Annotated in this window: 17 protein-coding genes and 1 pseudogene; 7 read left to right on the top strand and 11 right to left on the bottom strand. The window is 69.7% G+C overall.

Annotated elements, in window-relative coordinates; translation table 11 throughout:
• Nucleotides 1-114 precede the first annotated feature (114 nt).
• From A605_RS16015 to A605_RS03070, 4 genes and pseudogenes are all read left to right on the top strand, one after another.
• Nucleotides 115-741: pseudogene (locus tag A605_RS16015) on the top strand (AMIN-like domain-containing (lipo)protein); the annotation flags it as partial.
• Nucleotides 742-819: 78 nt separating this feature from the next.
• Nucleotides 820-1,197 (top strand): AMIN-like domain-containing (lipo)protein, encoded by a 378-nt coding sequence (locus A605_RS16010; protein ID WP_425277962.1) that lies wholly within the window; start codon nucleotides 820-822, stop codon nucleotides 1,195-1,197.
• 113 nt (nucleotides 1,198-1,310) lie between these two features.
• Nucleotides 1,311-1,988: an AMIN-like domain-containing (lipo)protein gene (locus A605_RS03075; RefSeq protein ID WP_027004583.1), complete on the top strand. Its 678-nt coding sequence runs from the start codon at nucleotides 1,311-1,313 to the stop codon at nucleotides 1,986-1,988.
• A gap of 405 nt (nucleotides 1,989-2,393) precedes the next feature.
• Nucleotides 2,394-2,807, top strand: coding sequence for a hypothetical protein (locus A605_RS03070; protein ID WP_015400039.1), 414 nt, complete (start codon nucleotides 2,394-2,396; stop codon nucleotides 2,805-2,807).
• A 29-nt stretch (nucleotides 2,808-2,836) separates the two neighbouring features.
• Here the strand turns inward: A605_RS03070 and A605_RS03065 are convergent, their stop codons facing one another.
• From A605_RS03065 to A605_RS03050, 4 genes are all read right to left on the bottom strand, one after another.
• Nucleotides 2,837-4,063, bottom strand: a complete 1,227-nt coding sequence (locus tag A605_RS03065; protein ID WP_015400038.1) for an NAD(P)/FAD-dependent oxidoreductase — start codon at nucleotides 4,061-4,063, stop codon at nucleotides 2,837-2,839.
• Between the two features lie 140 nt (nucleotides 4,064-4,203).
• Nucleotides 4,204-4,404 carry a hypothetical protein gene (locus tag A605_RS03060; RefSeq protein ID WP_015400037.1) on the bottom strand — a complete coding sequence of 67 codons (201 nt, stop codon included), beginning with the start codon at nucleotides 4,402-4,404 and terminating at the stop codon, nucleotides 4,204-4,206.
• An 11-nt stretch (nucleotides 4,405-4,415) separates the two neighbouring features.
• Nucleotides 4,416-5,063: a response regulator gene (locus A605_RS03055; RefSeq protein WP_015400036.1), complete on the bottom strand. Its 648-nt coding sequence runs from the start codon at nucleotides 5,061-5,063 to the stop codon at nucleotides 4,416-4,418.
• A gap of 8 nt (nucleotides 5,064-5,071) precedes the next feature.
• A complete protein-coding gene (locus A605_RS03050) occupies nucleotides 5,072-6,307 on the bottom strand; it encodes an ATP-binding protein (protein ID WP_042440032.1) in 1,236 nt (411 codons plus the stop codon).
• 114 nt (nucleotides 6,308-6,421) lie between these two features.
• Between A605_RS03050 and A605_RS03045 the strand changes: the two genes are divergently transcribed.
• Entirely contained in the window at nucleotides 6,422-7,588 is a 1,167-nt protein-coding gene (locus A605_RS03045; protein WP_081602071.1) for a PspC domain-containing protein, read from the top strand.
• Between the two features lie 100 nt (nucleotides 7,589-7,688).
• Here A605_RS03045 and guaA read toward each other — a convergent pair whose 3' ends face one another.
• The 4 genes from guaA to guaB form a co-directional block, all read right to left on the bottom strand.
• Entirely contained in the window at nucleotides 7,689-9,245 is a 1,557-nt protein-coding gene (gene guaA, locus A605_RS03040) for a glutamine-hydrolyzing GMP synthase (protein WP_015400033.1), read from the bottom strand.
• A gap of 44 nt (nucleotides 9,246-9,289) precedes the next feature.
• A complete protein-coding gene (locus A605_RS03035) occupies nucleotides 9,290-10,645 on the bottom strand; it encodes a PAS domain-containing protein (protein ID WP_051625666.1) in 1,356 nt (451 codons plus the stop codon).
• Between the two features lie 126 nt (nucleotides 10,646-10,771).
• The gene (locus A605_RS03030; RefSeq protein ID WP_015400031.1) at nucleotides 10,772-11,923 is read right to left on the bottom strand and encodes a GuaB3 family IMP dehydrogenase-related protein; all 1,152 of its coding nucleotides are present in this window, start codon (nucleotides 11,921-11,923) and stop codon (nucleotides 10,772-10,774) included.
• Nucleotides 11,924-12,137: 214 nt separating this feature from the next.
• Nucleotides 12,138-13,658, bottom strand: coding sequence for an IMP dehydrogenase (guaB, locus tag A605_RS03025; RefSeq protein ID WP_015400030.1), 1,521 nt, complete (start codon nucleotides 13,656-13,658; stop codon nucleotides 12,138-12,140).
• A 123-nt stretch (nucleotides 13,659-13,781) separates the two neighbouring features.
• Here guaB and A605_RS03020 point away from each other — a divergent pair, with 123 nt between their 5' ends.
• Nucleotides 13,782-14,153 carry a DUF5319 domain-containing protein gene (locus tag A605_RS03020; protein ID WP_027004585.1) on the top strand — a complete coding sequence of 124 codons (372 nt, stop codon included), beginning with the start codon at nucleotides 13,782-13,784 and terminating at the stop codon, nucleotides 14,151-14,153.
• Between the two features lie 120 nt (nucleotides 14,154-14,273).
• Here A605_RS03020 and A605_RS03015 read toward each other — a convergent pair whose 3' ends face one another.
• Nucleotides 14,274-15,131 (bottom strand): hypothetical protein, encoded by an 858-nt coding sequence (locus A605_RS03015; RefSeq protein ID WP_015400028.1) that lies wholly within the window; start codon nucleotides 15,129-15,131, stop codon nucleotides 14,274-14,276.
• Nucleotides 15,128-15,694 (bottom strand): sigma-70 family RNA polymerase sigma factor, encoded by a 567-nt coding sequence (locus A605_RS03010; protein ID WP_015400027.1) that lies wholly within the window; start codon nucleotides 15,692-15,694, stop codon nucleotides 15,128-15,130. The genes A605_RS03015 and A605_RS03010 overlap by 4 nt, the downstream gene beginning before the upstream one ends.
• 288 nt (nucleotides 15,695-15,982) lie before the next feature.
• Here A605_RS03010 and A605_RS03005 point away from each other — a divergent pair, with 288 nt between their 5' ends.
• Nucleotides 15,983-16,282 (top strand): WhiB family transcriptional regulator, encoded by a 300-nt coding sequence (locus A605_RS03005; protein WP_015400026.1) that lies wholly within the window; start codon nucleotides 15,983-15,985, stop codon nucleotides 16,280-16,282.
• Between the two features lie 181 nt (nucleotides 16,283-16,463).
• Here A605_RS03005 and groL read toward each other — a convergent pair whose 3' ends face one another.
• A complete protein-coding gene (gene groL / locus A605_RS03000) occupies nucleotides 16,464-18,083 on the bottom strand; it encodes a chaperonin GroEL (protein WP_015400025.1) in 1,620 nt (539 codons plus the stop codon).
• Nucleotide 18,084 lies beyond the last annotated feature (1 nt).

The following is an 18,084-nucleotide window of genomic DNA, read 5'->3' as shown; positions in this document are numbered from 1 at the left end:
TGCGCCCGCCGGGGCCCAGACCCCGAGGAGCGGGTCCGGCGCGCACCACTACGATTCGGCATCAGCTTTCCGCGGCCCATATGCTGAGGTGGAACGCGGTTATAGAGTGAATTTATGACACAGATCACTTGCCTTCCATCCCGTCCCTTTTCCGCAGCGGCCCTGGTGTTCGCCGGCGCCCTCACCCTGGCCGCCTGCGGTACCGGCGCCTCTCCCCAGGATCCCGCGGGAGATGGCCTCGATCCGCCCCCGCAGGAGACCACCACCACCGCAGTCGACGACGCGGTCGCGAACGTCGGAACCGGGATTCCCCCACTCGGGACGCCGGACACCGCCCTGAAGACCCGCGACCCCTCGGTCCCGGCGCGCCTGGCGGTCACGGACGTCCGCCTGGGCAGTCACCACGGCTTCGACCGTCTCGTCTTCGACCTGGCCGGGGAGGGATCCCCCGGCTGGCGCATCGATTACACCGAACACCCCATCCAGCAGGGCTCCGGCCACCCCATCCCCTATGAGGGCGTGACCGCCCTCGAGGTCAACCTCACCGGAATGGCCTACCCCTCCGAGCTGGGAATCGAGGTCCCGGAGATCGGTACCGTGCCCGGCACGGGCAACATCACCGAGGTCATCAGCGCCAGTCTCTTCGAGGGGCGCTCCCAGTTCGTCGTGGGACTCAGCGACCGTCTGCCCTATTCCGTCCAGATACTCGAGGATCCGCAACGGGTGGTCATCGACGTCCTCCACGGCTCCGGTGTGACCCCGCTCGGCGAACCGGATACCGCCCCGAAGTCCTTTCATCCCGCGACCCTGTCCGAGCTGATGGTCACCGATGTGAGGATGGCCAGCCACGGTCGGTTCGACCGGCTGGTCCTCGACCTGACGGGCGAGGGCACGCCCGGCTGGGACATCTACTACACCACCCACCCCACCCACCAGGTTTCCGGCCTGCCCGTCGACTACCGGGGAGCGGTCGCCCTCGACGTCACTCTGGCGGGCGTGACCTATCCTCCCGAGCTGGGACTTGAGGATCCGCGGACCGGTACCATCCCCGGCACCGGCAACATCACCGAGATCATCAGCACCACCCACTACGAGAGCCGTTCCCAGCTCATCATCGGCCTGAGCGACCGCCTGCCCTACTCCGTCCAGGTGCTCGAGGAACCACGGCGCCTGGTCATCGACATCCTCCACGGTTGACTGAGTCCGGGGCCACGTCTTTCCGGGGTGGCTTTACAACGATTCGTTCACGATCACCCGCCGACCCCCTTGTTGGCTTCGCCCCCGTTCACACCTCGTTATACGGTGAAACCATGACCGAGCACCTGCGAATTTCCCACCGGCGACGCGCTGCCGTCACCACTGTGGCGGTAATGGCCGTCGGCGCCCTCGGGCTCGCCGCCTGCGGCACCGGCGGCACCGAGGGCGCATCCGACGCCGGGACCACCTCCGCCGAGACCACGACCACCACCGAGACGGAGCGCGAGACCCAGTCCGCCACCGTCACCGGCGGCAGCGACATCTCAGCGACCTCCGCTGACGCCGGCGTGACCCCGCTCGGCAACGCCGACAGCTCGATGAAGACCCTGCGCCCCGAGGCGCCCTCGCAGCTGCTGGTCACCGACGTCCGCGTCGGCAGCCACGAGGGCTTCGACCGCATCGTCTTCGACCTGACAGGCGAGGGCACCCCGGGGTGGTTCATCGACTACACCGAACAGCCCACCCAGCAGGGCTCCGGCCACCCCATCCCCTACCAGGGCGCGGTCGCCCTCAACGTCAACCTCGACGGAATGACCTACCCCTTCCAGCTGGGCATGGAGGATCCGGGCATCGGCACCGTCCCGGGCGCCGGCAACGTCACCGAGGTCATCAGCTCCGGCACCTTCGAGGGACGCTCCCAGTTCGTCGTGGGACTCAGCGACCGCCTGCCCTACTCCGTGCAGGTGCTGGAGAACCCGCAGCGGGTGGTCATCGACATCCTCCAGGGATGATTCCCCGCGGCATGACCGCCGCCGCCCACCACCATCCGTAGGTCGCTCGTCGTCCGCCTGCCCCACCACCTGCAGGCGGGCGACTTTCTGCGTCTCCCGACCCGCCAGCCCGTACCCACCGGCCGGGGGCTGGCCCAGGCGACCACCCGCACGGTGATGCCGACGCCGCGGCAGGTGGTCACGCGGGCGTCGGTACGCGTCACCGACGGGCCAGCCTCCCACGGGGAAAGGCACTGGTCGACACTTCGCGTCCTCCGGCTCCACCCGGGCGGGCACCGGGTCTTCGCCGCCGAGTCCGGCCCGGGAGAGGCCCACCAGCTCCCCCGATTTGTGAACCTATGCTCCCCTCACGGGCCAGGTGTGCACCCCCGTGCCCGACGTGGTCAACTGGTAGCGTTGACCGGCATGAACGCCTACTCCAACATGCGCTCGCACATCACCCCCATCCCCACCCCGCCGGTCGTCCGTCTGGGTACCTCGCTGCTCCTCGGCGCGGGCGTGGCGGTCCTGTCGACGGATCTGTCCCGCGGGATTCAGGTGGGCGTGATGGTGGCGGCGATCGCGGCGGGCCTGCTGCTGATGTTCGGCCACCCCTACCGGCGGGAGATGAAGGAGTACCTGGACAAGCGCAACCTGACGCAGAAGCCCCGCCTGGCCCAGGTGATCCCGCTGTTCCTGGTGTGGCTGGCGCTGATGATCGTGCCGGTCTTCGCCCCGATGCCGCTGTGGGGGACATTCCTGGTGTGGCTGGCCGTGTTCGCCTGGATGTACTGGGTTTTCCCGCACGTCGACGGCTCCCGCGCACTGGCATTCGCCTGACCCTCTCCACCGCGGGGGTGCGGGGGCGCTCACCGCAGCGGGTCGAAGGGGGCGATCGTGGGATGGGTCTCGCCGGTGTCGATCAGCTGCGCCAGGTACTTGCCCGTCGCAGGTCCCAGCACCACGCCCCACATCCCGTGGCCGCCGGCGACGTAGATGTTCTCCGCGCGGGTCCGGCCGACCAGCGGCATGCCGTCGGGGGTGACCGGGCGTGAACCGACCCACTCGTCCCGCCGATTGTCCAGGTCAACGCCGCGCATGAGCCGGCGCGAGTGGTTCACGATCGACTCGATGCGGCGCGGGTGGAGCGGCTCATCGGGACCGCGGAACTCCATGGTGCCGGCGATGCGGAACCGGCCCTGGTAGGGGGTGCACGCCATGCGGTGGTACGGCAGGTAGAGCGGGTGCTCGGCGGGTTGGTCGGTCTCGACGGTGAAGGAGTAGCCGCGGCCGGCCTGCACGAGGGTGCGCACCCCGAATTCGCGTGCCAGCCGTGACAGCCACGCCCCCGTCGCGATCACGATCCTGTCCGCCTCGAGCCGTTCGCCGTCGGTCAGGATCACGGCCGGCCGGTCTCCCCGGGCCACGTGGGTGACCTCCGCATCCGTGCGGATGACCCCGCCCCGCTGCTCGACGGCCCGTCCGAGCGCTTCGACGTAGGGGCCGGGCTCGATGAACCGCTGTCCCTCGAGCCGGAAGGCCACCTTCACCGCGTCGGAGAGCATCGGCGCGAGCTCCTGCGGGTTGTCGAGGCGTTCCATCGGCGCCTCCTGCCCGTGCCGGACCGCCCCGGCGATCTCGCGCTGGAAGCCCTTCGACTGCGACTCCTCCTCGAAGCCGATCACGAACGGACCCTTGCGGGTCACCGCCTCCACTCCCCCGAGTTCGAGCTCGTCGAAGGCCGCGAGCGCCGCCCGGTCGATCGGCGTGAGCGAGGCCATCGTGGTGTCCCACGCGCGCTGCGTGGCCTGCGCCATGAACCGCGCCAGGAACAGCCACAGTTTGGGGTCGAAACGGAAGGGCATGGACAGCGCCGCATCCGGGTCGAACAACGCCTTCGGGCCGTAGGCCCACAAACTCGGATCGGACAACGGAATGGCCTTCGCCGGCGCGAGCCAACCCGCATTCCCCCACGAGGAGCCCGCCGCCACCCCCTCGCGGTCGAGGACGGTGACCTCGTGGCCGCGCTCCTGCAGATGCCAGGCGGTGGCCAGGCCGACCATCCCGGCGCCGATGACGATCACGTTACTGCTCATTGCCCCTCCTCTGCCACGGAAAGCACCGAAAGCTCCGAAAGCTCCGAAAGTACGGAAAGCTCCTGCCCACAGTATGGGCAATTCCGGGCGTTTCCGGGCGGTTTTGGGATGGCGGGGCAGTTCCCCCGGCCCGCCCACGCTCACTCCGGCGGGTGGGTGGCCTCCCGGATCCTCGAGTTCGCCCAGTTGTAGAAGGCGTGGAACCCTGCGAACACGACGGTGAACAACAGCAGCGCGGGCAGCCACCAGCCCCAGTGCAGGTCGGCCTGCCAGGCCACGATGGCGGTGAAGATGACGGCTGCGACGAGCACGCGGCCGGTCTCGAAGCGGTACTCGCCCATGCTCTCCCCTCCTAATCCAGGTCGCGGGAGTGCGCCCAGCGGGTCAGGGCGTGGCGGTTGGACTGCTGGGTCTTGCGCAGGATGTTCGAGGCGTGGGTCTCCACGGTCTTGACGGAGATGAACAGCTCCTGCCCGATCTCCCTGTAGGTGTAGCCGCGGGCCAGTAGCCGCAGCACCTCCAGCTCCCGGCGCGTCAGGGCGTCGACGACCGGGTCGTCGATCTTCTGCGGCTCCCCCGCCGGATCCTCGGCCACGTCCCCGCCGGCGAAGGCGTCGAGAACGAAGCCGGCCAGGCGCGGGGAGAAGTAGGCGTCGCCGGAGTGCACGCGCCCGATGGCCTGCGCGAGCTCGGTACCGGAGATGTTCTTGGTGACGTAGCCGCGGGCGCCGGCGCGGATCACGGAGATCACGTCCTCCGCCGCGTCCGAGACGCTCAGCGCCAGGAAGGTGGTGCCCACGCTCACGCCGCGGAGGACGGCCACTCCACCGCCGTCGGGCATGTGGACGTCGAGCAGGACGACGTCGGGTTCCGTGGCGTCGATGCCCGCGACCGCCTCGTGGACCGTCCCGGCGTCGCCGACGATCTCGACCGCCTCCGCCAGCTCGGCGCGCACGCCGGAACGGAACACGGAATGATCGTCGACCAGGAACACCTTCACCATGTGGTTCAGGATACCGGGGTGGAGTCCTCCCCGGGGGTCGCGGGTTCGGCGGGGGCCACCGGCACGGTGACGGTGATCTCCGTGCCCTCCCCCGGAGCGGTTCTGATGCGCGCACCGCCGCCGGCGCGTTCCATGCGCCCGCGGATGGAGTCGCGGATGCCGTGGCGGTCGGCGGGGATCTGCTCCGGGTCGAAGCCGGGGCCGCGGTCACGGACGAAGATGGACAGCTCGCCGCCGAGCAGTTCGGCGTAGACGTCGAGCGTCTCGACGCCCGCGTGCTTCGCGGCATTGACCATCGCCTCACGGGCGGCGAGCACCGCGGCCTTGCTCTCCTCCGTCAGCACGGTGTCGGCCCCCACGGTCACGGGGGCGATGCGCAGGCCGAAGAGATCCTCGACCTCCCCGCAGGCGGTCTCCACGGCGGCGAAGACGGACTGCGAGGTCTTCTCCTCGGCGTCGAAGAGCCACTGGCGCAGTTCGCGCTCCTGTCCGCGGGCCAGGCGGGCCACCTCGGCCGGGTCCCCGGCGCGCTTCTGGATCAGTGCCAGGGTCTGCAGCACCGAGTCGTGCAGTCGGGAGGCGATCTCGGCGCGCTCGTCGGCCGCCGCCTTGGCCGCCCGTTCCTCGGCGACCGTCTCCCACAGGCGCACCCCGAGCGGGACCACCAGCACGGCCACCCCGGCCAGGGTGAGCAGCACGGCGAGCAGCGCCCCCATGAACCCGCCGGAGGTGTCCCAGAACACCACGGTGACGAAGATGCCGGAGATCACCAGCACCGCTCCCCCGGCCAGGGCGACGATATTGCCGACGCTGCTGGTACCCCGGTCATAGGACTGCCAGGCCAGGAACGCGCCCACGCCGACGATGAGCAACGGCAGCAGCACCGCCCCGGACAGCCCGCTGATCAGGGAGACCGTCAGTCCCGAACCAATGACGCCGACGAGGACCAGCAGGACGTACAGCGACCGGGCGATCCGGTTGCGCTCCGGTGGGGGCGGGACCTCGGCGGAGGTCTTGGAGAACATCCACAACCCCGCGTACGCCCAGATCCCCAGCCCGGAGAGGAAGGCGGCCACGACGAAGACCAGACGCACCACGAACACGTCGACGCCCAGGTGGGAGGCCAGCCCGGAGGCCACACCCGCCACCACCCGGCGGGAACGGGGACGGACGTACCTCGGGTACGGCCCCGGCCCCGGACGATCCGGCGCGTACGCCTGTGGCGTGGAGGAGGTGCTCATGCTGCCGATTGTGGCATGCGGCCCGCTCAGGGGACATCGGGGCAGACCCTGATTTCCGCAAATCAGGGTGGATCCTGATACCGGTTTCCTCGGCCCGCCACCACAATTGGGGCCATGAGCACCTTCACGGAAACCACCCGGCGGATGTGGGATACCCGCCCACCCCGCATCCCCTCCGACCAGGGCGGCAATGCCCGCATCGCCGGCGTGTGTGAGGGCATCGGCGTGCGCTACCAGATCGACCCGACCGTCGTCCGCGTCATCTTCGTCGTCTCCGCCTTCACCCTGGGCGGCGGCGTCGCGGCCTACCTGCTGGCCTGGATGATGATGCCCCGCTACGGCATGACCACCTCCCCGGCGGAGGCGGTCGGGCGTCGGAAAGAGCCGCTCGACCCCACCGAACGCAGGGAGCGCGGCACCGGCTGGTGGCTGCTGTTCTTCTTCCTGGTCTTCTTCGTCACCAGCACCGGCTTCGCCCTGCCCGCCATCGCCCTGCTCCTGGGCGGCTGGTGGCTGCTGCACGCCAAGGAACCCGCCCCACCCGCCGGGCTGATCGCGGTCCCGACGACCACGCCCACCGGTTATCCGGGGCAGACGGACCAGGTGGTCTCCGGTGGCATCCCCTTCGCCCAGGCCCCGCCACCCCGGCCGGCCGAGCAGCAGGCCGCTCCCCACACCGCCGCCATGCCGACGATGGAGCAACCGGTGGATCTGTCCGGCTTCGCCCCCGCCGAGGGCTACCCCACCCCACCCGGACGCACCACTCCCCCGACCTGGGATCCGCTGGGCACCGCCTCCTTCGCCTGGGATCTGCCGGACCCCGGCCCCGCGCCGCAGCCGAAGCGGAAAAAGGCCAGGATATGGCCGTGGGTGCTGCTCGGTATCGGTGCCGTCCTGGCGGCCTTCACCACCTTCCTCGCCCTGTTCGCCGGCCCGCTGGGCACCGTCCACTTCGACGACGACACGGTCGGCGACCAGCGCTGGGCCCCGGTCAACGGGCAGGAGCTGCAGCCCGCCTACTCCGGCGGTGTCGGCTCCACGGACCTCGACCTGAGTGGCCTGGCCCCGCTGAACGAGGAAAGGACCGTCGAGGTGAACGGCGGTATCGGCTCCCTGGACATCCAGCTGCCCACCGGTGTGCCGGTCGAGCTGGAGTGCGTCAGCGGCCTCGGCGAGCTGGACTGCCGCGACGGCCTCTACAACGAGGACGCCGAGGGCGAGACCCTGACTCTGACGGTCCAGGGCGGCGTCGGTCAGGCCGCCGTCCACGGCGCGGAGTAGTTCGGGCCCGCGCCGGTGCTCAACACCCCCACCTCCGACGCGACGGGCCCCCGACCGGCACATGGCTGGTTGGGGGCCCGTCGTCGTTAGTGCGGGAGGCCTACTCCCACTCGATGGTTCCCGGCGGCTTGGAGGTGATGTCGAGGACGACGCGGTTGACGTCGGCGACCTCGTTGGTGATACGGGTGGAGATGCGCTCGAGCACCTCGTAGGGGATGCGCACCCAGTCGGCGGTCATGGCGTCCTCGGAGGCGACCGGGCGCAGGACGATCGGGTGGCCGTAGGTGCGGCCGTCGCCCTGCACGCCCACGGAGCGCACGTCGGCCAGCAGGACCACCGGGCACTGCCAGATCTGGTCGTCCAGGCCGGCGGCGGTCAGCTCGTCACGGGCGATGAGGTCGGCGGCGCGCAGGGTCTCCAGTCGCTCCTCGGTGACCTCACCGATGATGCGGATACCCAGGCCGGGGCCCGGGAAGGGCTGACGGTTGACGATGACCTCGGGCAGGCCCAGCTCGCGGCCGACGGCGCGGACCTCGTCCTTGAACAGCAGGCGCAGCGGCTCGACGAGCTCGAACTCGACGTCGTCGGGCAGACCGCCGACGTTGTGGTGGCTCTTGATGTTGGCGGTGCCGGCACCGCCACCGGACTCCACGACGTCCGGGTAGAGGGTGCCCTGCACCAGGTAGTCGACCTTCTCCCCCTCGAGCACACCGGCGACGGCGCGCTCGAAGGAGCGGATGAACTCCGCGCCGATGGCCTTGCGCTTGGCCTCCGGCTCGGTGACCCCGGCCAGCTTGGCCAGGAAGGCCTCGCTCTCGTGGACGGTGACGAGCTTCGCGCCGGTGGCGGCGACGAAGTCGTTCTCCACCTGTTCGCGCTCGCCGGCACGCAGCAGACCGTGGTCGACGAACACACAGGTCAGACGGTCACCGATGGCGCGCTGGACCAGGGCCGCGGCGACGGCGGAGTCCACGCCGCCGGACAAACCGCAGATGGCGTGCCCGTCGGGGCCGATCTGGCTGCGGACCTGCTCGATGAGCTGCTCGGCGATGTTCGAGGCCGTCCAGGTCGGCTCGAGGCCGGCGACCTGGGTGAGGAAGCGGCTGAGCACCTGCTGGCCGTGCGGGGAGTGCAGGACCTCGGGGTGGTACTGCACACCGGCCATGCGCTTGTCGACGTTCTCGAAGGCGGCGACGGGGGTGGACGGCGTGGAGGCGGTCACCTCGAAGCCCTCGGGGGCCTCGGTGACGGAGTCGCCGTGGCTCATCCACACCTTGTGCGTGGCCTCGAGGCCGTCGTGGAGGGTACCGCCGCAGACGGTGAGATCGGTGCGGCCGTACTCCCGGACACCGGTCTCGGCGACACTGCCGCCCAGGGCGTCGGTCATGGCCTGGAAGCCGTAGCAGATGCCGAAGACCGGCACCCCGAGCTGCAGGATCTCCGGATCCAGCCGCGGGGCGTCGTCGGCGTAGACGGAGGACGGACCGCCCGAGAGGACGAGCGCGGCCGGGTTCTTGGCCTTGATCTCCTCCACCGAGGCGGTGTGCGGGACAACCTCGGAGTAAATCCGGGCCTCACGCACGCGACGAGCGATGAGCTGGGCGTACTGGGCGCCGTAGTCGACGACGAGCACGGGCTGGGGGGTCTGCTGAGTCACGCCTCAAATCCTACCCACCAGCATGGGGTACGTGCTAACCGGTCTCATTCCTGCCCCAGGTACGCCGTCGTCGCCGCCGAGATGCGGTCGACGTCGGCACGCAGGGCCTCGAGCTGCGGAGTGGTCTCCGAGACCAGTCGCTCCCCCAGCCTCTCCAGCTCAATGATCGACGCCGACGCCCCCTCCACGGCCCGGTTTACCTCCGCGACCAGCTGCTGGGCGTTGTCGGCGAGCTGCTCGACGTCCGAGTCGACCAGCCAGTCCGCGATCATCGTGCGGGGCACCTCCATCAGGGAGACCACCGAGCGCACCTTGGAGCTGACCCGGCGGCTCAGCCGCTGGTGCTCGGCGACGCGGTCGTTCATCTCGGCCACCCCGGCCCGCAGGGCGTCGGTCAGCGAGGGGATCGCGGCGGCCGAGGAGTCGTCCCCGGACGGATGGTTGTCGAGGCCAGCGGCGAAGTCGGCGGTCATGGTGGTGTGCAGGCGGGCCAGGGCGATGTGGAAGCGGGTGCGCGCCCCGTTGGCCTCCAGCTCACGCAGCATCTCCGCCAGGTCGGCGGTGTGCTCGCCGACAGCGCCGTGCATGGTGTTCCACACCTGGAGCGGGGCCAGCAGCAGGGTCCGCTCGGGTCCGGCGATGTCGAGCCTGCCCATCTCCCCGCTCACCCGCACCGCGGCGGCGGTCTCCTCGTCGAGTCGTTCGCCCGCCCGCGCCAGTGAGGCGGTGGTGCCGGCGATGTCCCGCTGGGCGTCCATGAAGGAGTCGAGGGCGGCGAACAGGTCGCGCACCGCGGACAGCAGTTCGGCGAGCGGCCCGGTCGCCCCCTCCCGCCCGGGCAGCCCACCGCTGCGGCGTTCCCGCTCGGCGACCTCGTCGGGCAGGATCTCCCACTGCAGCTGCCTGTAGGTGCCGAAACCGCGCCCGGCCAGCTCCTCGCGGAGGCGGGCGGCGCCCTGCTCCGCGGCGTCGCGACGGTCGGTGCCCTCGCTGAGCACCCGGTGCTCGAGGTCGTTGACGGCGTAGTAGATGTCACGGACCGTGTCGAGGTGGCCCGTCACCGGCCGGGTGCTCACGGCCAGGAAGCCGCCGTCGGGCAGCGGGGTGACGGTGGCCAGCAGGTCGTAGGTGGAATCATCCCCGGCACGGTTGCGCAGGTACCCGGCGAACGGGCGCCCCGCCCGGAGGTTCGCCCACATCTCGTGGAAGACACCGGCGGGCACGGCCGGGTGGCGGACGATGTGGTGCGGGGCGTCGATCAGCTCGTCGCGGCCGTGGCGGCTCAGCCGCACGAAGACGTCGTTCGCCTGCCGGATGATCCCCTCGGCGTCGGTGACGGAGAAGAACAGCTCATCGACGCCGACCTCATGGCAGGCGTCCTCCGCGGTGAATCGGGACATGGGAGACAGTTCGACCACAGGAGTCGACCCCTTTTCTGACGGAACTTCGGTGCTTGACACCGGAGCAGAGTACCGCCGCCCCCTCCGGTCCCCGTAACCGTCCGCGGTTCCGGGAGGACACGGGGATCAGTGGCTGACGGCCAGGCCGACCTTCTGGAAGGACTTCAGGTCGGTGTAGCCGCACTTGGCCATCGCCCGGCGCAGGCCGCCGACGATGTTCTGCACACCGTAGGGCTCGGTGGACGGGCCGTGCAGGATCTTCTCCAGGCTCGGGGACTCCTCGTCGTCGGCGAGGAGCAGCTCCGACCCCTGGACGATGCCGCGGGGGAAACGCGGGTGGGCGGCCACCGCCGGCCAGAACGCGCCCTTGCCCGCGGCCTCGGCGGCCGGGGCCAGCGGAGTGCCGAGCACGACGGCGTCGGCACCGCAGGCGATCGCCTTGGCGACGTCGCCGGAGGTCTCGATCTCACCGTCGGCGAGGATGTGCACGTAGCGGCCACCGGTTTCGTCGAGGTAGTCGCGGCGGGCGGCGGAGACGTCGGCGATGGCGGTGGCCAAGGAGACCTCGATGCCGAGCGCGACGTGGTTGGTGTTGGTGCCGCCCCCGACGATGACGCCGGCCGCGCCGGTGCGCATCAGGTGCAGGGCGGTGGTGTAGTCGGCCACGCCGCCGGCGATGACGGGCACCTCGAGGGAGCCGATGAACTCCTTGAGGTTGAGCGGCTCGCCACCGGTGGCGACGTGCTCGGCGGAGATCATGGTGCCCTGGATGATCAGCAGCTCGGCGCCCGCCTGGATGACCGCGGGGGCGAACTCCCGGGCGTTCTGCGGACTCACCCGCACGGCGACGGTCGCCCCGGAGGCGCGCACCTCCGCGATGCGTTCGCCGAGCAGGTCGAAGTCGACGGGCGCGGAGTGCAGTTCCTGGAGGGTGGCGATCGCCTTCGCGCCGGTGAAGTCGAGGCTGTCCTCGTCCTCGGCCGCGGCGGCGACGCGGGCGATGGCGGCGTCGAGATCCGTGTGGCGGCCCCACAGGCCCTCGGCGTTGATGACGCCGAGGCCGCCCTGCCGGTCCATCTCGATGACGAACTCGGGGCTGGAGAGGGCGTCGGTGGGGTGGGACACCACCGGGATGCCGAAGGTGTAGGCGTCGATGTGCCAGGTGGTGTCGACGTCCTGGGAGGAGCGGGTGCGACGCGACGGGACGATGGAGATGTCGTCCAGACGGTAGGTGCGGCGGGCCTCCCGGCCGATGCCGATCTCGACGTATTGGCGCATGTGGTACGTGCCTCTCTCACGGTGGAATGACGCAACGTACTCTACCCCACCCCGCGGACACCACGGCCGCGACGGGGATACCACGGGCCGGGGAGACACTGGTGCCGACGGCCGGACATCTTCGCCCCCACCGGAGCGACGTCGACAAAAGAACCCCACCCCGACAGCAACGTCGGGGTGGGGTTGAGCCACCGGCTGGACCGGGTCGTGGGGACTAGTGGTAGTTCGGCGCCTCGACGGTCTGCTGGATGTGGTGCGGGTGCGACTCCTTCAGGCCCGCGGAGGTGATCTGGACGAACTGCTTCGTCTTCAGCTCCTCGATGCTGGCGGAGCCGGTGTAGCCCATGGCCGCGCGCAGGCCGCCGACGAGCTGGTGGGTGATGGCGTCGATGGAGCCGCGGAACGGCACCCGGCCCTCGATGCCCTCGGGCACGAGCTTGTCCTCGCTGCGGACATCGGCCTGGAAGTAGCGGTCCTTGGAGTAGGAACGCTTCTCGCCGGAGAGGCCGCGGCCCTGCATGGCACCCATGGATCCCATGCCGCGGTAGCGCTTGTACTGCTTGCCGTTGAGCACGACGATGTCGCCCGGGGCCTCGGCGGTGCCGGCGAGCATGGAGCCGAGCATGACGGTGTCGGCGCCGGCGGCCAGGGCCTTGGCGATGTCACCGGAGAACTGCATGCCGCCGTCGGCGATGAGCGGGACACCGGCCTTACGGGCGGGCACGGAGGCCTCCATGATGGCGGTGATCTGCGGGGCACCGACGCCGGCGACGACGCGGGTGGTGCAGATGGAGCCCGGGCCGATGCCGACCTTGATGGCGTCCGCGCCGGCGTCGATCATGGCCTGGGCCGCGCCGCGGGTGGCGAGGTTGCCGCCGACGACGTCGACACGGTCCCCCCACTCCTTCTTCACGCGGGAGACCATCTCGAGCACGCGGTTGTTGTGGGCGTGGGCGGAGTCGATGACGAGCACGTCGACGCCCGCCTCGACCAGCAGGCCGGCGCGCTGCCAGGATTCCTCACCGGTGCCGATGCCCGCGGCGACGAGCAGCCGGCCGGAGGAGTCCTTGGAGGAGTTGGGGTACTGCTCGGACTTGACGAAGTCCTTGACGGTGATCAGACCGACGAGCTTGCGGGACTCGTTGACGATCGGCAGCTTCTCGATCTTGTGGGAGGACAGCAGCTCGAGCGCCTCCTCCTTGGACACGCCCTCCTCGGCGACGACCAGCGGCATCGGGGTCATGACCTCGGAGACCTTGCGGTTCGGGTCGGACTCGAAACGCATGTCACGGTTGGTGCAGATGCCCAGCAGGACACCGTCGGCGTCGACGACCGGCAGCCCGGAGATGTGGAAGCGGGCGCACACGGCGTCGACCTCGGCGATGGTCATGTCCGGGCTGCAGGTGACCGGATCGGTGACCATGCCGGACTCGGAACGCTTGACGATCTCGACCTGCTCGGCCTGCTCCTGGGAGGAGAGGTTGCGGTGCAGCACACCCAGGCCGCCCTGACGGGCCATGGCGATCGCCATGCGCCCCTCCGTCACCGTGTCCATGGCCGCGGAGACGACCGGGACGCCCAGGCGGATGTTGCGGGAGAACTGGGCGGAGGTGTCGACCTCACTGGGGACGATATTGGACTCCGCCGGCAGGAGGAGAACATCGTCGAAGGTCAGACCCAGCAGGGCCACCTTGTTCGGATCGTCTCCCCCGGTGGACACACGCTGATCGGTCATGGAATCTTGCTCCTTCGTGCACTTCGGTGGCTTCCGCGATGTCTACACTGTAGTGCCTTTCCGATCAAGCGTGTTAGCCAGCGGGAATTGCCCCGACAGACGGTCCACAATAGTGTGGCCGGTGTGAACTACGACGCCCAGATGCCCCGTGACCCGTTTGCCGACGATCCGAACGACCCGGCATCCTTCCTCGAGGCTGACGAGCCGATGCCGCCGCTGTCCGAGGATGAGCGCGCGAGCATCAGGCAGGATCTGGAGCTGGTCGCGGAATTCCAGCGGGTCCTCGCCCCGCGCGGAATCCAGGGCATCTTCTTCCTGTGCGAGGACTGCGATGAATTCCACTACTACGACTGGGACATCATGGCGGCGAACATGTCCGCCACGCTGGCCGGGGAGCTCTCGCCCGTCCACGAGCCCAGCGCCCAGCCCGATGTCTCCGCGTACGTGCCCTGGGACTACGCCCTGGGTTACCTCGACGGGCTCGACGCCCGCTGATCCCGCCCGCTGACGCGGCGGCCGCGGCAGGGCAGAAACACGGGAAGCCCGGCCGGTGACTGATGGTCATTCATCAGGCACTGGCCGGGCTTCAACCGATCCGGCAGCGGTGAGCCGCTCCTAGCCGACGGGGGCGTCCGTCGGCTGCACCGGCGACTGCGTCTGCGGCGGGGCGAGAGAGGTCGTCGGCGCGGTCGGCTCCCCCGGCTGCGTCGGCTGAGTGGTGGGGTTGGGGTTCGGGTTGGGGTTCGGCAGCGGGTTGTCCCGGATCGGCGGGGCCTGGGTGACCGTCACCGTGGCCACGGCGGTCTCGGTGGCGGTCTCCGTCTGGACGTCCGTGACGGTTGTCGTCTCGGTGACCGGCTCAGGCGTCCCGGTCGGCTCCGCCTGCTCGGTGACGGTGGTGGGCAACGGATCCGGGGCCGGTGCCGGGGTGGCCGACGTGTCCTGCTGGATCCGGTTCTGCTCCCGCATTCCGTCGAGGAGGTTGCGCGCCTCCACCAACAGGGCACGCGTGCCGTCCATGTCGCCCTCGGCGGCGCGGGAGTCCATCTCCTCGAGCGTGCTGGCGAGCTCGACCACGGCGGCCCGGTCATCGAACAGCGCGCTGGACACGCCCCACAGCGGGGAACCCGGGGTGGCGTTGTAGAGCACGGTGCCGGATCCGGCGATGACCAGGGTGGCGGCGGCCGCGCCGATCAGCCCGGAGAGGATCGGACGGCCGCGTCGGCGGCGGCGCCGCTCCCCCAGGGAGATCACGGCGGGCTCCTCGTCGGCGCCCTCGACGACCGGGGCCGGCGGCATCTGCTTCTCGACGTCCCCGCGCAGCTCGAGCAACAGCGCAGCCAGCTCGTCCTGCCCGTCGGAGGGGTTGACGCCCCGGGAAAGCTCGGTGAGGAAGGCGTCGTCATCGACCAGCGGCTTGAGCTGGTCCGTGACATCGGCAGTGGGGGCGTCCTCGTTACGACGCTTCGTCACTTCTCTCCTCCTTGTTCAAGATTCTTGCGCAGCGTCGCGAGCGCGCGGTGCTGCGCGACGCGAACGGCGCCCGGGGTGCTCCCGACAACGGAGGCGGTCTCCTCCGCGGACAGCCCGACGAACACTCGCAGGATCACGATGTCGCGGGCCTTGTCACTTAATGAATCGAGAAGAGCGCGCACTCTGTTACTTCCGTCGCTGACCAGCGCGTATTCCTCGGGGGTGTCCTGGTCGTTCGAAGTGTCCGGAACCTCGTCGGTGGGATGGGAGTGGTCTCGCGCCATGGAACGGTGGGCGTCGGCGACCTTGTTGAAGGCGATGCCGTAGACGAAGGCCATGAAGGGCCGGCCCCGGTCCACGAAGTTGCCGATGGAGGTGGCCACCGCGAGACAGATCTCCTGGGCGATGTCCTCCGCCGTGGGGGTGCGGCCGCCCCCTACCCGGGCGCGCGCGTACCGCAGCACCTGGGGATGGATGATCCGCATGATCTGCTGGAGGGATCGGCGATCGCCGTCAATGGCCAGCGGTACGAGATCCGCCAGCTCACTCTCGGTATCGCTCACGTGTGTCTGCCTCCGGTTTCAGCTGGTGGGCCCGCCCGGGTTCGGCAGACCGACTGATTATGCTACCCGATCACCCCGGATTTCCCGCGTCCGGAAAGTTCATGAAGCTTTAACCTTGAATAAAAACGCAGGTGAAAGGGGTGACTTTTCCTCAAATTCGCCGTTTTCAACAACTTGGCAACTATTTGGCAACCAATTGTTCATCACCGGCTACCACACTGCCAACTGCGCCGCATCCCGTGGCGATCGTTTTTTGTTCCACGCTTCTTTGCTGAGGAGATTTTGAACATGGCACAGCCGCACCTGCTTCCCGGTCCCAACGCTGATTTCTGGGACTGGCAGCTCCACGGTTCCTGCCGGGGGGAGGAGTCGGATGTCTTCTACCACCCGGACGGGGAGCGGGGCCGCGCCCGCGCACAGCGCGAGAACCGCGCGAAAGCCATCTGCCACAGCTGCCCCGTGATCGCCGCCTGCCGTGAGCACGCCCTCCAGGTCGCCGAGCCCTACGGCATCTGGGGCGGTCTCTCCGAGTCCGAACGACTGTCGGTGCTGCGCAGCCGCAATAACCGCCAGAGGGTCAACGCTTAAGGACCGCACCCCCGGCCCGGCCCTCCCCAGGGCCGGCAGTGCACGTGCCCCGGCGGGCGGGCCCCTCCCCGTACCTTCCCGGCGACTCCACGAGCCTTCTGCACGACACCAGGGGCCCGGGAGGACATCCTCGTCCTCCCGGGCCCCTGTATCGACCGGAAAACCAGCCGGGGTCAACCGACTAGTGGTGGTGGCCGTGGACGCCCTGGGCGGCCTCGCCCTCCTCCTCCGGCTTGGTCACCACGGATGCCTCGGTGGTCAGGACCATGCGCGCCACGGAGGCGGCGTTGACCACGGCGGAATGCGTGACCTTGACCGGGTCGATGATGCCAGCCTCGACGAGGTTGCCGTACTCCAGGGTGGCGGCGTTGAAGCCCTCACCGTTGGGCAGCCCGGCGATACGGGAGACCACGACGGAGCCGTCCAGGCCCGCGTTCGCGGCGATCCAGTAGGCCGGCTTGACCAGGGCACGGGCGACAGCCAGCACACCGGTCTTCGCCTCGCCGGAGAACTCCTCGGCGTAGGACTTCAGCTCCTCGGAGATCTGCACGAGCGCGGAGCCGCCGCCGGCGATGACGCCCTCCTGGGCGGCCGCGCGGGCGGCGTTGATGGCGTCCTCGACGCGCAGCTTGCGCTCGTTGACCTCGGTCTCGGTGGCGGCGCCGACACGGATGACGGCGACCCCTCCGGACAGCTTGGCCAGGCGCTCCTCGGCCTTCTCCTTGTCCCAGGTGGAGTCGGTGGACTCGATCTCGCGGCGGATCTGCTCGCGGCGGGACTCGACGGCCTCGGCGGCGCCGGCGCCGTCGACGATGACGGTCTCGTCCTTGGTCACCGTGACGCGGCGGGCGGAGCCCAGCACCTCGGTGCCGGCCTCGTTGAGGTTGATGCCGACCTCCGGGTCGACGACGGTCGCGCCGGTGACGACGGCGAGATCGTCCATGAAGGCCTTGCGGCGCTCACCGAAGTACGGGGCCTTCACCGCGACGGCCTTGATGGTCTTGCGGATCGAGTTGACCACCAGGGTCTGCAGCGGCTCACCCTCGACGTCCTCGGCGATGATGAGGACGGACTTGCCCGACTCGACGACCTTCTCCAGCAGCGGCAGGAAGTCCGGCAGGGAGGAGATCTTGTTGCGCACGAGCAGCACCAGCGCGTCGTCGAGAATGGCCTGCTGGGCGTCGACGTCGGTGATGAAGTACGGGGACAGGAAGCCCTTGTCGAAGGAGATGCCCTCGGTGATGTCCAGGGAGGACTCGATGGACTGGGACTCCTCGACGGTGAGCACGCCGTCCTTGCCGACCTTCTCCATCGCACCGGCGACCATCTCACCGACGACCGCGTCGCGGGAGGAGACGGTGGCCACGCTGGCGATCTCCGACGGGGAGGAGATCTCTGTGGCGCGGGACTTCAGCTGCTCCACGACCTTCTCGGCCGCCGCGGCGATGCCCCGGTTGAGCTCGACGGGGTTGGCGCCGGCGGCGATGTTGCGCAGGCCCTCCTGGATGAGCGCCTGGGCGAGCAGGGTCGCGGTGGTGGTGCCGTCACCGGCGTTGTCGTTGGTCTTGACGGCGACGGACTTAACCAGCTGGGCACCCAGGTTCTCGAAGGGGTCCTCGACGTCGATGTCGCGGGCGATGGTCACGCCGTCATTGGTGACGGTCGGGCCACCGAAGGCCTTGTCGAGCACCACGTTGCGGCCGCGCGGGCCGAGGGTGACCTTCACGGCGTCGGCAAGCGTGTCGACGCCGCGCTGGATGCCCTCGCGGGCCTCCTGGTCGAATGCAATCAGCTTTGCCATA

This window comes from Corynebacterium halotolerans YIM 70093 = DSM 44683 (assembly GCF_000341345.1).
Taxonomy (GTDB): Bacteria; Actinomycetota; Actinomycetes; order Mycobacteriales; family Mycobacteriaceae; genus Corynebacterium; species Corynebacterium halotolerans.
Note: the sequence above shows the minus strand (reverse complement) of the source record. Positions and strands in the feature narration are given on the sequence as shown.